This is a genomic window from Haloferula luteola, assembly GCF_014201715.1.
GTDB classification, from domain to species: Bacteria; Verrucomicrobiota; Verrucomicrobiia; order Verrucomicrobiales; family Akkermansiaceae; genus Haloferula; species Haloferula luteola.
The window spans coordinates 31924-45859 of sequence record NZ_JACHFD010000005.1 but is presented as its reverse complement, the minus strand read 5'-3'; the positions used below and the strand labels follow the sequence as shown (position 1 = coordinate 45859).

At 59.0% G+C, this 13936-nt stretch carries 11 protein-coding genes; 8 read left to right on the top strand and 3 right to left on the bottom strand.

The features are described 5' to 3' along the window. Positions 1-38: 38 nt before the first annotated feature. Both HNR46_RS06170 and HNR46_RS06165 read right to left on the bottom strand, forming a co-directional pair. Positions 39-668, bottom strand: coding sequence for a L,D-transpeptidase (locus tag HNR46_RS06170; RefSeq protein WP_221285041.1), 630 nt, complete (start codon positions 666-668; stop codon positions 39-41). 33 nt (positions 669-701) lie between these two features. After that, a complete protein-coding gene (locus HNR46_RS06165; protein WP_184016875.1) occupies positions 702-2192 on the bottom strand; it encodes a cellulose synthase family protein in 1491 nt (496 codons plus the stop codon). A 264-nt stretch (positions 2193-2456) separates the two neighbouring features. On the opposite strand from HNR46_RS06165, the gene HNR46_RS06160 reads away from it, so the two are divergent. Continuing rightward, positions 2457-3284, top strand: coding sequence for a hypothetical protein (locus tag HNR46_RS06160; protein ID WP_184016872.1), 828 nt, complete (start codon positions 2457-2459; stop codon positions 3282-3284). 14 nt (positions 3285-3298) lie between these two features. Further along, positions 3299-4114, top strand: a complete 816-nt coding sequence (ygfZ, locus tag HNR46_RS06155) for a CAF17-like 4Fe-4S cluster assembly/insertion protein YgfZ (protein WP_184016870.1) — start codon at positions 3299-3301, stop codon at positions 4112-4114. Positions 4115-4167: 53 nt separating this feature from the next. Here ygfZ and bamA read toward each other — a convergent pair whose 3' ends face one another. Beyond that, a complete protein-coding gene (gene bamA, locus HNR46_RS06150; protein ID WP_184016868.1) occupies positions 4168-6498 on the bottom strand; it encodes an outer membrane protein assembly factor BamA in 2331 nt (776 codons plus the stop codon). 165 nt (positions 6499-6663) lie between these two features. On the opposite strand from bamA, the gene tig reads away from it, so the two are divergent. The 6 genes from tig (at position 6664) to HNR46_RS06120 (ending at position 13922) form a co-directional block, all read left to right on the top strand. After that, positions 6664-8001, top strand: coding sequence for a trigger factor (gene tig, locus HNR46_RS06145; protein ID WP_184016866.1), 1338 nt, complete (start codon positions 6664-6666; stop codon positions 7999-8001). Further along, positions 7998-8690: an ATP-dependent Clp protease proteolytic subunit gene (locus HNR46_RS06140; RefSeq protein ID WP_184016864.1), complete on the top strand. Its 693-nt coding sequence runs from the start codon at positions 7998-8000 to the stop codon at positions 8688-8690. Before tig ends, HNR46_RS06140 begins: the two co-directional genes overlap by 4 nt. Before the next feature lie 99 nt (positions 8691-8789). Continuing rightward, positions 8790-10061: an ATP-dependent Clp protease ATP-binding subunit ClpX gene (clpX, locus tag HNR46_RS06135; RefSeq protein ID WP_184016862.1), complete on the top strand. Its 1272-nt coding sequence runs from the start codon at positions 8790-8792 to the stop codon at positions 10059-10061. 162 nt (positions 10062-10223) lie between these two features. Further along, positions 10224-11222: a patatin-like phospholipase family protein gene (locus HNR46_RS06130; RefSeq protein ID WP_184016860.1), complete on the top strand. Its 999-nt coding sequence runs from the start codon at positions 10224-10226 to the stop codon at positions 11220-11222. Continuing rightward, the gene (locus HNR46_RS06125; protein WP_184016859.1) at positions 11176-12639 is read left to right on the top strand and encodes a phenylacetate--CoA ligase family protein; all 1464 of its coding nucleotides are present in this window, start codon (positions 11176-11178) and stop codon (positions 12637-12639) included. Before HNR46_RS06130 ends, HNR46_RS06125 begins: the two co-directional genes overlap by 47 nt. Before the next feature lie 32 nt (positions 12640-12671). Then, positions 12672-13922: a thiolase family protein gene (locus HNR46_RS06120; RefSeq protein WP_184016857.1), complete on the top strand. Its 1251-nt coding sequence runs from the start codon at positions 12672-12674 to the stop codon at positions 13920-13922. Positions 13923-13936 lie beyond the last annotated feature (14 nt).

The following is a 13936-nucleotide window of genomic DNA, read 5'->3' as shown; positions in this document are numbered from 1 at the left end:
GAGAGGAGCGAAGTTGTCAAGCTCCAGTCCCACGAATTTCACCTGCGAAATGCGGTGTAACCCATGAATCGCGCGTCCGCTTTCTTTTGGGCATAGTTCAAACCCTCAGGAGTGGTGAGCAGAGAGCCGCGAATCACACGAACTTCAGCACCAACCCCCACACGATTGTAGAGATCGACCACATCCTTCTGCGCCATCCGAATGCAGCCGTAGGAAGCAGGGCTTCCCAGACGCCATTCTTCCGGAGTTCCATGGATGTAAATGCAGCGTCCGTAAGTGTTGCGATTCTGGCTTTCTTTCCCATGCAGCCAGAGGATGCGTCCCACGATCGGATCACGTCCCGGGGCATTCGGCCGCAGCACTTCTCCAGTCGGACGACGGTTCTTGAAAACCATCCCACTTGGGGCACCATCGCCAATCTTGCGGGCCACTTCCATGTGCCCCAGCGGGGTGCAGTTGGAACCATTGCGAGAACCCAAGCCAAACTTCGAGGTCGAAATCTTGTAGGCTTTCACCGGTTTCCCCTCATGGACGAGGAGCAACTGCTGATCGCGAACGCTGACCAGCATCTGATTTTGATCATCGCGGCTCGTGCCGCAGTTAGAAAGCAAGGCACACCCGAAGAGGAGCCCCGCTGCAACCATGATTTTGCGCAGCTTACCTGTCATGATGGGACGTGTGGGGATAGATATTCCATCGAATCAGTCGGCCGACTTCTCCTCCTTCGGGCCGGGGAGCATGCGGACAATCGACGAAAGCGATGTATAGAAGAATCCGACCGGGAAGGGAAGTAGAAGAATTGCGGAGGACCAACGATCGTCCATCGCCGCTTCGACCACCACAAAGAGAAAGAAACATCCGAACAACAACTCGATCACCGGAGTGAGCGATTTGATGGCTTTGTAGCTGCTCTTCTTCCAATCGGTCTTGCGGGACTGATCAATGCCGTATTTCGGCGTACGAACAAAGCCAGACTGGTGATTGAAGATCGCCTCCAGCACCGCCTTGGCATTGTTGATCGACATGCCGATCCCCAACGCAAGGAGCAAAGGGAGGTAGGGAATTTCACGCCACCAGGAACCCGGTCGCAGAGCTTTTTGAGAGGTCAGATAGAAAACAATGACCGAAACCGAAGCGAAGAAGAAGATCGGCACATTGACAATGTAGTAGGTCAACGGCCCGAAATCGGGAGCAGCGTGTTGATTCGGGTAAATCAGGAAACACAGGCAAATCAGCAATAGATAGGCGAAGTTCGACGTCAGGTGAGCCGTGGCCTCCATCTTCACATAGAGCGGCACTTTGCTCTTCCAAATGGCGGGCAGCACCTTTTTGCAAACCTGGATGGAGCCCTTCGTCCATCGATGCTGCTGGCTCTTGAACCCATCCATGTCGACGGGCAACTCGGCAGGAGTTTCCACCTCGTTGAGGAAGATAAAACGCCAACCATTGAGCTGGGCGCGATAGCTGAGGTCCATGTCCTCGGTGAGGGTGTCGTGCTCCCATCCACCAGCATCAGCGATGCACGACTTCCGCCAGATGCCGGCAGTGCCATTGAAAGTGAAAAACCTCCCGCTCCGATTGCGTGCTGTTTGTTCCAGTTCCAGGTGCCCGTCGAGGAACATCGCCTGAATGCGGGTCAGCACGTTGAAGGTCCGATTGAGGTGCCCCCAACGGGTCTGAATCATCCCAATCCGATCATCGCTAAAGTAATGAATCGTGCGCTGCAGCACGTCCGGATTCGGAACAAAATCGGCGTCGAGAATGAACAGATACTCGCCCTTGGCTTCCTGAGTTCCGTTCTCCAGCGCCCCTGCCTTGTAGCCAGTCCGATCCACGCGGTGGATGAGTTGAGCATCGAATCCCATCGCCTGAAGGCGGGCGACCCCTGCTTGGCAGATCTCCGTCGTCTCGTCGGTCGAGTCGTCGAGAACCTGAATCTGAAGTTTGTCCTGCGGGTAATCGAGGGCCGCCACCGAATCGAGCAATCGATCCACGACATGCAGCTCATTGAACACCGGAAGCTGAACCGTCACCAACGGCAGCTCTTCGAACTGACGAAGCGGCTCAGGGCGGCGACGCGCATGCCGGAGGTAAAGATAAACGATCGTAAGCCGATGGAAACCGTATCCCGCCAAGCCAATGAGCACCAGCAGGTAGGAGGCATACCAAAGAGGAGAGGACCAGATTTCCATGGATTTGTGGGGAAATGGAGGTGAGCGGAGGTTAGCCGGCGCCCGTTAGGACTCGATTCTTCGAGCATGCGATCATGACGGGAGAGCAGACCCTGTTCCACAAATCCCTCGTCGACTTGGCGAAGACGTAATCTCTGGAAATCAAGGCCCGGCACCCTCCCGGGGCGGGCCGGAAGGCCAACAGGAAACACCTGGCTCGTCAAGTTCCGATCCGCCCCCCGCATTCCCGTTGCGAATCGAGCTTTCCACTGCCAAACTTCGCTCGTGATTCGCAATTTCCTAGTCGCAGGACTTTTGGTTCCCGCCCTTCTGGCTCAAGATGGGATCGATTCCGACGCCCCAGCCATCCCAGCAGACCTCTTGGATGACCCCCATGTGAGGGAGGAACTCGCCATCAACGAATTCACCGCACCTTCCATTGCCAAGATCTTTGATTCGCTCGAATCGCTCGCTCCACTTCCGATCAACGAACACACGCGAGACATCCCTGAGCGCACCCCCTTGAACCGCGCTGATTTGGCAGTCGAGCTTGGCTTCCTGATCGCAGATGGATTCCTGATTGTCCAAGCGGGAGAACTGGGCAAGGTCGAGGAATTGGCCAGCCACCTGACCCGCTACGGGAAAGCTCTCGGTGCTGGCGATCGTGTGAACCGCCACGCTGCCAGCCTCTTGGAAAGCGCAAGGGACGGAAAAGTCGACCAGCTCAAAAAGGAGCTGAGCGCTACCCAAAAAGACGTTGAATTGGAATTGGTCACCTTGAGAGACGCCGACCTGGCACACCTGATTTCCCTCGGCGGCTGGATCCGGGCGCTCGATGTCGCCTCTGCCGCTGTCGTCCGCCAATTCTCTCCTGAACGGGCCCGCGAAGTGATGCGGGAAGACATTGCAGACTACTACTCCTCCATCATCGGCTCACTTGAGCCCCGCATCGCGGAACGGCCGAACTACGTAGAGATGCGCGACCTGCTCGCCGGCATGAGGACTGAAATGGTTTTAGGAGAAGGCGAAGAGCCAACTTCTGAGAAGATGACCGAGATCCATCAGCAGGCGACCAAGCTCGTTGAGTTGGCCTTGCAGCGTGAAGAGCACTGAACCGCCATTCTGCCATGGAGTCTTTCCCTCTGGAAACCCCTGGACTGATTGAAGTCCGTGGTCCGGACGCAGTGCGCTTCCTCAATGGGCAGATCACTCAGGACGCCCGCAACCTTGGTGATGCTACTCGCGCCTCCTGCATCACCGATGCCAAAGGTCGACTCCAATTCTACGTCGAGATCCTCCAGAGCCCCAAAGCCGATCCCTGCCTTTGGGTCGCGACCCGTTTTGACGAGCGCGAGGAAATCCTGGCCCGACTCGATCGCTACCTCATTGCCGATGACGCATCCCTTGAGGACCTTTCCGGAAGTTGGCACCGACTCCGCGCCGACTCCCCCGGCCTGCCCGACGCAAACTTCTCCCGCACCAGCACTTGGCCTGAACCGAACTGGCGAGACTATTGGTTCGACTTTCTCCCCACCTCCCCTGCGCCAGCCCCCCTCTCCCCGACAGAAATCGAAGAAAGACGAATTCGCCTCGGATCCCCCATCTGGGGCCGCGAAATCACAGCCGGCCTGCTCCCTCCGGAAGCTCGCCTCGACACTTCTGCCATCTCCTTTTCGAAAGGCTGCTACATCGGTCAGGAAACGCTCTCGCGCATCAAAAGTGCCGGCAAGTTGAACCGGAAACTGGCCCCATTTCAGGTGCTCGGCTTTTTGGCCGCAGGTGACACCTTTGAATCCGACGGGATCCCCTGTGGAACGATCACCAGCGTCGCGCCCTCCGGCCAGTATGCCCTGGGGTTCCTGCATAAGTCCGGGTTTGGAAAAAGCCACTTTACCGTTACCGAGAGACCCGCGAGTCAGCTGACCCTCAAAGAAAAAGCGTGACTCCCGAAGGAGCCACGCTTGGCAAAGTCGAATTGAGCGCCTCAGCTCAGAATTCAGTATTCGTAGCTGAGCGAGAAGTTGAAGCGGCCTCCCTGATCGGCGCGGGCATCCGGTGATTCGATCGGCACCGCATAGTCCAGCGCGATCGGAACCGGGCTCACCGGCAGACGGAGACGCACGCCAAAGCCCACATCGTGGTAGAGGTTGGAAGCAGAATTCACAAAACCCACGTCGTAGAATGCCGCCACCCGAACATTGTCAATGATCGGCACCGAATACTCGAGCTGGCCGTAGCCCAGAGAGGTTCCACCCACCACTTCGTTGGTCGCAGGATCGCGAGGACCCACATCCCGGAAGTCGTAACCACGCAGCGTGCGAGCACCACCGAGGAACATCCGGTCGAAGATCGGCACCGATCCACTCGTCGCATCCACCGCCGCCAACTCTCCATTCACCGAAAGGATCGAATCCCACTTCAGGTTCCAGAATTTCTGACCACGGACGGAAAGTCCGACGATATCGACATCGCCACCGAGGAAGGAACCCGCGTAGTCGAGTCCGACGTCCACCTTGCTTCCCGCACGAGTTTCGATGAGCGCGTCACGGCTGTCATAGACCCAGTGGGCACTCACCGCACTGCGGATGTAGTCGCCCGCCTCAGGCACCAACAAGGAGGTCGCTGGGACCGTGCTTTCCAAGTCGATCTCCACCTGCTCCAAGCGATACTCCGCCGTGAAGTAGGTGTGCTCTGTCAGAGGCTTGCGGATGTTCACCGCGGCTCCCACATTGGTCTGCTCATAGAAATCAGAGAAATACTGGGAATCCCGATAGAACAGCTCTCCGCCCAAAGCCAGCTCGCGGCCCATGAACCAAGGTTCTACCAAGGAAATCGAGAAGTCGCTGCGCTCCGAACCGATCCGCATGTTCATCGCAAATCGCTGACCCCCGCCTGTGAAACGCCAAGGATTGCGAATGTCGAAGTTCGACTGCTCCAAAGTCACGAAGCCCACCACGTTGTCGATCGAACTGAAACCGATACCGGCACTCACCGATCCCGTCTTCCCTTCGTCGACCAAGATATCGACATCGCGATAGCCACCCCCACGGGCGCTGGGCGAGCTATCCACTTGTACGTTGGAGAAATATTGCAGCCCCTCAAGGCGTGACTTGGTCGTATCCAGCTCCACCGAGTTGAAATAGTCATCCGGCTTGAGCGGCACTTCCCGACGGATCACACGGTCCTGAGTCTTGGTGTTGCCTTGGATATTGACGTTGCCCACACGGAAACGGCGACCTTCGGTCACTCGGTAGATCACGTTGACCTGATTGGGACCGGCATCGCGAATGTCCGGAGTCACCGTCGCATCGGCGTAACCGCGCGATCCATAGTAGCTGCGGATGGTCGTCATGTCCGCCCGCATCTTCTTGGAGTTGTAGGCATCCCCTCCATTCAGGCTCAGCACCGGATAGAGCTCCTCTTCCGTGAAGACCGTCATCTTGCCGAAACCCACGCCCTTGACCGTGTATTTTTCGCCTTCCTGAATCGGAATCACCAGATCCACGCGACCGTCACCCACCGGCTCACGGCGAATCCCCGGGCTTTGGGCCCGGAGGTAACCCTTCGAGCGGTAGTAATCGAGCACGAGCTCAAGATCATCATCGAGCTGATCCACCTCGAAGCGACCCGATTTGGTGAAGAAAGAGAACAGACCCTTTTCCTTCACGTTCATCTGCCGCCGCAACGTGCGGTCATCAAAAGTTCCGTTTCCTTCGAAGCGAATATCACGAATCTCGTTCTTCGCGCCTTCATCGATCACGAAAATCAGCTCTGCACCATTTCCCGAGGCCGATGCCTGGATGCGGTGGGAGATCGTGACGTCCGGATATCCGGCATCCATGTAATACTGCTCAAGATTGCGGCGAGCATCCAAGATCGCTTGGTCACTGAGGGCACCTCCAGCAGTCATCTTCGATGCCTTGGCCAACTTCGTGTCGCTGAAAACCGAGTTGCCGACGAAACCGATGGCGGCGACACCTTCACGAGGCGACACCGAGTAGACCACCCGCACGCCTCCGCCCACAGGCTCAGCAAGCACCCGCACGTCATTGACGAAACCCGACTCATAGAGAGCCTTGATGTCGCTATCAATCGTGTCGGTGCTGTAGTCGGTGCCCGGAGCCAGCTGGATGAAATTGCGAAGTCGCTCCTCATCCACAGTGCGAGGTCCTTCATATCGGAAGTCCACACCGGTCACCTTCTGACCTTCGAAATCCTGCGCCGACACCGGCGCGAGGGTCGAAAAGCAGACGGCAGCCGCCAGACCTAGCACTCGACCGGTCGCACGGACCTTGTCCCTGTTTTGTTGAAAGGAGGAGAAATCCATGTTTTTCAGCGATGCGCGGATCAAACCCATCCGACCCCTGTCCCGTCAAGGATCATGTCCCCTTTCCCGGTGAAGCCGCCCGTACTTCGCTTTGACATCCCGCCCCTTGTCTCCTAAGCCTCCCCGCCCGCGGCATCGATTCGCCGCCCCAGCCGCTCTCGGATCATGAACATCAGCGTTGAAAAGCAGCCCAACTGCACCGCCACCCTCCGCGTCGAAATCCCTTCGGAAACCGTGCAGACGGAGCGTAGCAGCATCGTTTCCACCTATGCCTCCCAAGCTCGTATTCAAGGCTTTCGGCCCGGCAAGGCACCCAAAAAAGTGATCGAGAAGCGCTTCGCCGAGCAAATCACCGGTGAACTCGAAGACCGTCTGGCTCGCAAGGCATTCGACGAAGCCCTGCAAAGCCAAGACCTCAAAGTTCTCAACTTCGGGCGCCCCTCCGCCTTCACCACCGGCGAAAATGGTGCCGTTTCTTTTGAGTCAGTCCTGACTCTCGCTCCGGAAATCGCCCTTCCTGATTACAAGGGCGTCACCATCAACGCGCCTTCCAGCGAGGTGACCGACGAAGAACTGGACCAGCAGCTCCAAACTCTCCGCGAGCGCTCCGCCGACTACAGTGATGTCGAAGGCCGCAACGCCGCTTCGGGAGACATTCTCGTCATCGACTACACCGGCAAGCTCGACGACCAGGCCATCGAGGAAGTCGTCGGCCGCCCGGTCGGCTACATTTCCGGCCGCGAGGGCTTCTGGATCAAGCTCGATGAAGAGTCCTTCCTCCCCGGTTTCGCGATTCAACTGGAAGGCGCCGCCAAGGACGAGTCCCGCACCGTCAAGGTCACCGTCCCCGAAGATTTCCCGGTCGCAGAACTTCGCGAAAAGGAACTCACCTACGAAGTCACCGTGAAGGAAATCAAGGAAGCCGTGCTTCCAGAACTCGACGACGAGTTCGCCGCCAAGCTCACCGGGGACAAGACCCTCGAAGAACTCAAGGACATCCTCCGCGAGCGCATGGGAGCCGAAAAACAACGGCAAATCGACGACATGAAGGTCAACCAGATCGTCGAACACTTCAACACCGCCGTGGACTTCGAACTCCCCGACGCCCTGCTTCGCCAGGAAACTCAGAGCCAGGCCGACTCCTTGGTTCAGCAAAGTGCCCAATCCGGACTTTCCCAGGACGAAATCCTTGCTCAGCGCGACGAAATCTTCGCCTCCGCCGGCGTTCAAGCCCGCACCAACCTGAAAACCAACTTCATTCTTCAGGAGATCGCACGGGCTGAAAACCTCTCAGTGAGCGACCAAGAACTCGTGGGACACCTCGCCCAAGTCGCCGCCAGCCGCAAAGAGAACCCGAAAAAGTTCATCAAGCAGTTGCAACGCGAAGGCCGCATCGCTGGCATCCGCAACTCCATGCTGGTGGGCAAGGCCATTGACTTCGTGCTCGAACACGCGAGCGTCGAGGAAATCCCGGCAGACCAGCCGGAAACCTCCGAAGCATGAATCACCCGACTTCCATCCCGCAGGCCGCGGGTCCCCGCGGCAGCTACTACGTTCCCGTCGTCGTCGAACAAGACGGTCGCGGCGAGCGTTCCTTCGACATCTATTCCCGACTGCTGAAGGACCGGATCATCTTCATCGGCACGCCGATCGATGATTTCGTCGCCAACTCGGTGATCGCGCAGCTCCTTTTCCTGCAAATGCAGGACCCGAAGAAGGACATTCACATCTACATCAACTCCCCTGGTGGCTCCGTCACCGCAGGCTTGGCGATGTACGACACCATGCAGTTCGTCACCTGTGACGTGAACACCTATTGCATCGGCATCGCCGCATCGATGGGCTCCGTCCTGCTTACCGCTGGCACCAAAGGCAAACGATTCTGCCTGCCCAACTCCCACGTGATGATCCACCAAGTCTCCGGCGGCGCCCAAGGCACCGCTTCCGACGTGGAGCGCACCATCGGGTTCATGTTCAACCTCAAGAAGCGCCTCAACGGCATTCTTGCGGAGCACACCGGACACACCGTGGAAGAGATCGAACGCGATAGCGACCGCGACAACTACATGTCCGCCGAAGAAGCCCGGGACTACGGCCTGGTCGACAAGGTCCTTGAGAGCCGCAAGCAGCTCCCCGATGCCGTGCAATCCGCCATGGATGCCACGGATGACGGAAAAAAGGACGACGCCTGATCCGTAACGCGCTAAACTTCCGGGGTGCCGTGGCGGGTCCGCGGCACCCTTTTTGCTTTCGGCACCACCGAAATAACCCCAAGAAACCCCGATTTCACTATGGCAAGAGCCTCCAACCTCACGATGTGCTCCTTCTGTGGCAAGAGTCACTCAGAAGTGAAAAAGCTCATCGCCGGCCCCGGAGTCTACATCTGCAACGAATGCGTCGATGTTTGCTCCAACATCCTGGAAAAAGAACTGCATGGCGGGGACAACGAAGCCCGCGGACAGCGTTCCACCGCTGCCGCCCGGCCACTGCTCTCTCCTGCAGAAATGCGCACTCGGCTGGATGACTTCGTCGTCGGTCAGGAAGTCGCCAAAAAGGTGCTCTCGGTCGCCGTCTACAACCATTACCAGCGCCTCCGCCAGGAAACCCTTCAGGATAGCGAATTCGATGGCGTCGAAATCGAGAAATCCAACGTTCTCCTGCTCGGCCCCACCGGTTCTGGCAAGACCCTGCTGGCCCGCACTCTGGCGCGCCTGCTGGATGTGCCATTCTGCATCGTCGATGCCACGACGCTGACCGAAGCCGGATACGTCGGCGAGGATGTCGAAAACATCATCCTGCGGCTTCTCCAAGCCTCCGACTTCGACGTTTCCCGTGCCGAGCGCGGCATCATCTACATCGATGAAATCGACAAAATCGGCCGCAAAACCGACAACGTGTCGATCACCCGGGACGTCTCCGGAGAAGGCGTCCAACAGGCCCTTCTCAAAATCCTCGAAGGCACCGTTTGCAATGTCCCACCCCAAGGAGGCCGCAAACACCCCCAACAGGAATACATCCAGATCAACACCGAGAAGATCCTCTTCATCTGCGGCGGCGCCTTCGTCGGACTTCCGGAAATCATCCAACGCCGCATGGGCCGGGCTTCCCTCGGTTTCCACGGCATTTCGGAAGCCAAGGAATCCTCCGAAAATCCGCTCGACCTCACTCAACCCGAGGACTTGCTCCACTTCGGCCTGATCCCCGAATTCATCGGCCGACTCCCGGTTATCACTTCGCTGCGCCAACTGACTGAAGACGAACTTGTTTCGATTCTCACCGAACCGAAAAACGCCCTCGTCAAACAATACGGCAAGCAGCTCGCCATGAATGGCGTGAAGCTGAAGGTCACCAAAGACGGCCTTCGTGCGCTTGCCGAAGAAGCCGTCAAGCGCGGCACCGGAGCCCGAGCCCTGCGCTCGATTTTCGAACGCCTGATGCTCGACGTGATGTATGAGGTGCCCTCGCGAGACGATGTCGAGTCCGTCACCATCAACGCCGCTGTGGTCGCCGGAGACAAGGCGCCCTTGGTGAGGAAGCGTCGCTCCGACAAAGACGCTGCCTGATCAAGCCGGTCCCGTCCCCTCAAAGGGCTCTCCGCACGCTTCCCACCTCGGGAAGCGTGCTTTTTTGTTCCCACGCGGAGAAAAACTCCCGTCGTTCATTTGCGCCCCGCACTCATCGGGTCTATTGTTAGGGTGGATCTTTTCCCGTCCTGTCATTCACCCATGTTCCGGCTGATTCCATTTCTTTTTCGCCGCCGCCCTGCCCGGACCCCGTCTGGCAGGCCACTGCGAGAAAGTGCAGCACCGAAGCTGGGTCTCGCCCTCTCATCGGGGGGAGCCCGTGGCCTCGCCCACGTCGGCGTGCTCCAAGTCCTTGAGGAAAACGACATCGAGATCGATGCCATCGCCGGCACCAGCATGGGCGCCTATGTCGGAGCCCTGTGGGCTGCCGGCTTCTCGGGAACGGAACTCGAAGAATTGGCCGCAGAACTTCATGATCGGCGTCAGCTCTGGAAACTCGCCGATCCGATCGTGCCTCCCATGAAGGGGCTCTTCCACGGCCTCAAAGCCAAGGCTCACCTCGCCCGTTCGCTGGGTGATCTCCGTTTTGAGGACCTCGAACGACGCCTTCTCGTCGTTGCCGCCGATATCGATACCAAGGAGCGGCTGGTGCTCCGAAGCGGCTCATTGGTCGATGCCGTTCACGCGTCGTGCGCCATGCCCGGCGTGATCGCGCCTGTGCGCCTCGGGCAGCATCGCTGTGTCGATGGGGGCGTGGTGGAACCCGTTCCTGTCGGCGCCCTTCAAAAATATGGAGGAGTCGATCGCATTCTCGCCGTCTCGGTCGTCCCAACTTTTTCCGATATCGAGTCCGGTTGGGCCAACGTCGGTGACGAACCCGTGCATCCGCCTCTCTGGCGCCGTGCGACCCGAGCCCTCAACCGCAATCTCAACCTGCTCGCTCCCGGCAATGTCATCGACACCTTCCGCCAGAGCATCCGCGCCGCCCAGATTCGCATGGCCCACGATTCCATTCACCGTGCTGACCTTTGCCTCCGCCCCGAGCACTTCTTCGCCACCTGGCATGATTACTCCCATTTCCGGAAATTCATCGATGCCGGGCGGGAGGTCGCCACCCGCCACCTTGAGGAGATCCGAGCCCTCACCCAAACCCATGAAACTCACCCATCACCCCAAGTGGTGGGAGACCGCGTCGCCTGACGAGATCGCCCATCAACAAAGCCGTCGACTCACCCCATATCTGCGGGACCGTGTCGTACCCTTTGTCGCCTACTATCGGCGGCAATTCAAAGAACTCGGTCTCGACCCTCGGGACATTCGCCGCATCGACGACCTCTCTCTCCTCCCTTTCACTCGCAAAAGCCACCTCGAGAACCCACGGGACTTTGTGGTCATCCCAGACGAGCACTCCCTCAAACGCCAAGGCTCCACCTTGCGCAAAGTTCTCCGCCACGGCCCACGGAATACCCAACAACGGCTGACCCGAGAACTCCGACCCATCCTTCTCACCAGCACCACCGGTCGGTCCGCCGCACCCGTTCCCTTTCTTTACACGCAGCACGATCTTGATCGCCTCGAGGAGAGTGGACGACGCCTGATGGAGCTTTGCCGCGCCGATGCCACCTGGCGTCACCTCAACGCCTTTCCTTTCGCTCCCCACCTGGCCTTCTGGCAGGCGCACTACGCCGGCATCGGCTACAACACCTTTGTCCTGTCCACCGGTGGCGGCAAATCCATGGGGACTGAGGGGAATCTTCGGCTGATCGACAAAATCCAGCCCGACACCCTGATCGCCATGCCCACCTTTCTCTATCACCTCCTTCAGGAGGCCCACGAAGAAGGTTCCCGGTGGACACAACTCCAACGCATCGTCCTCGGCGGCGAGAAAGTTCCCCAGGGTATGCGGCGAAAAATCATCTCCCTTTGCCAGCAACTGGGATCTCCTCAGGTTCGCATCCTCTCTACCTACGGATTTACAGAAGCCAAGGTTGCCTGGACCGAATGCCTGCCCCTCGAACCCGGTGCCGAGCCGTCAGGATTCCACATTTATCCCGATATGGGATTCATCGAAATCATCGATCCCGAGACCGGAGAACGCGTGCCCGATGGCCAACCCGGGGAAATCGTCTACACCCCCATCGATGCTAGGGGGACCATCGTACTTCGCTACCGCACCGGAGATCTCATCGAAGGTGGCCTCACCCAAGAACCTTGCCCCTACTGCGGAAGAACCTGCCCCCGCCTGATCGGCAAAATCTCCCGCGTCTCCGACATCCGGAGACTGCACATCGACAAACTCAAGGGCACACTCGTCGACTTCAATGCCCTCGAAAACCTCCTCGATGACACCGATGGACTCGGCGCTTGGCAAATTGAACTTCGCAAGAAGGACGACGATCCCCTGCAAACCGATCAGGTCCTGGTTCATGCGGTGACTCTCGATGGCACTTCAGAAGATCAACTTCGCGAACGGATCGAACACCGCATTCGCCAAACCACCGAGTTTTCACCCAACGCCGTCACCTTTCATTCTTGGGACGAAATGCGTCGGATCCAAGGCGTCGGCAAAGAACTCAAAGAGCAAAAGCTCGTCGATCACCGACCCAAGCCCCTTTGAACCCAGCATCGTAACTCTCGACTCACCGACCCATGGCACCCCTCTACATCCTCGCCGGCACCCGCACTCCATTTGCCCGCATGGGCACCGACTTGGAGGCGATGGACGCAGCCGACCTCGGCCGCCACGTCACCTCAGCCCTGCTCACCCGCACCGGCATTGATCCCGCTGAAATCAGCGAAGTCATTTTCGGCTGTGTCGCCCAGCCCGTCGACGCCGCCAATGTCGCCCGGGTGATTGCCCTCCGGGCGGGAATTCCCTTTCACGTTCCTGCCTCCACCGTGCACCGCAACTGTGCCTCAGGCACGGAAGCCGTGACCACCGCAGCCCAGCGCGCTGCCACAGGCCAAGGAGATCTGTTTCTCGTCGGCGGGACCGAAAGCATGTCCCAGATCCCCTTGCTCTTTCCCCATGCGGCCGCCACCAAACTAGCCCGCTTTCAGCACGCCCATTCGGCAGGGAAAAAGCTTGCCCGCCTGGCCTCCATCAAACCCCGCGATCTCAAGCCTCGCATCGGACTGCAACTCGGGCTCACCGACCCCTTCACCGGGAAACTCATGGGCGAAACCGCAGAACTCCTAGCTCTCGAATACGACATCTCCCGTAGCGAACAAGACGCATTTGCGGCCGAATCCCACCGCAAGGCACTGAACGCCCTCGATTCCTTCAAGCGGGAAATCTCCCCTGTCCCTGTTCATGGCCGCGCCATCACCTCCGACAACGGGATCCGGGACGACTCCACCCCCGATCGGCTCTCCCGATTGCGGCCCCTCTTCGATGCTCATACAGGCACCGTCACCGCCGGCAATAGCTCACAACTCACCGACGGCGCGGTCGCTCTCCTCGTCGGCACCGAGGCCGCCGCACAGCGTCTCGACCTTGAACCGCTCGGCCGTCTTAGCGCCTTTGCCTACGCTGGCTGCGATCCCGAACGCATGGGCCTCGGCCCCATTCCTGCCATCGAGCGCCTGCGTCAGCAGACCGGCCTTGAGGCCTCCCGTATCGACCTCGTCGAGCTCAATGAAGCCTTCGCCGCCCAGGCGCTTGCCGTCCTCAAGGAACTCGCCCACCCCAAACATTCCGACCGACCCCGATTCGAAATCCCACCAGAAAACCTCAATCGCCGCGGCGGAGCCATCGCCTTGGGCCACCCCGTCGGTGCCACCGGAGCCCGACTTCTGCTCACCGCGCTCGATCAACTCCATGAACTCCGCGCTCACCGCGCCCTGTGCACCCTTTGCATTGGTGGCGGCCAAGGCGCCGCCCTCCTCCTTGAACGCTAAGGCCCTCCCTTACC

What these genes read in the sequence shown, in the direction of transcription:
- HNR46_RS06170 (WP_221285041.1), bottom strand. Translation starts at nt 668, where the DNA reads ATGACAGGTAAGCTGCGCAAAATCATGGTTGCAGCGGGGCTCCTCTTC.
- HNR46_RS06165 (WP_184016875.1), bottom strand. Translation starts at nt 2,192, where the DNA reads ATGGAAATCTGGTCCTCTCCTCTTTGGTATGCCTCCTACCTGCTGGTG.
- ygfZ (WP_184016870.1), top strand. Translation starts at nt 3,299, where the DNA reads ATGGAGTCTTTCCCTCTGGAAACCCCTGGACTGATTGAAGTCCGTGGT.
- HNR46_RS06130 (WP_184016860.1), top strand. Translation starts at nt 10,224, where the DNA reads ATGTTCCGGCTGATTCCATTTCTTTTTCGCCGCCGCCCTGCCCGGACC.
- bamA (WP_184016868.1), bottom strand. Translation starts at nt 6,498, where the DNA reads ATGGATTTCTCCTCCTTTCAACAAAACAGGGACAAGGTCCGTGCGACC.
- HNR46_RS06120 (WP_184016857.1), top strand. Translation starts at nt 12,672, where the DNA reads ATGGCACCCCTCTACATCCTCGCCGGCACCCGCACTCCATTTGCCCGC.
- clpX (WP_184016862.1), top strand. Translation starts at nt 8,790, where the DNA reads ATGGCAAGAGCCTCCAACCTCACGATGTGCTCCTTCTGTGGCAAGAGT.
- HNR46_RS06140 (WP_184016864.1), top strand. Translation starts at nt 7,998, where the DNA reads ATGAATCACCCGACTTCCATCCCGCAGGCCGCGGGTCCCCGCGGCAGC.
- tig (WP_184016866.1), top strand. Translation starts at nt 6,664, where the DNA reads ATGAACATCAGCGTTGAAAAGCAGCCCAACTGCACCGCCACCCTCCGC.
- HNR46_RS06125 (WP_184016859.1), top strand. Translation starts at nt 11,176, where the DNA reads ATGAAACTCACCCATCACCCCAAGTGGTGGGAGACCGCGTCGCCTGAC.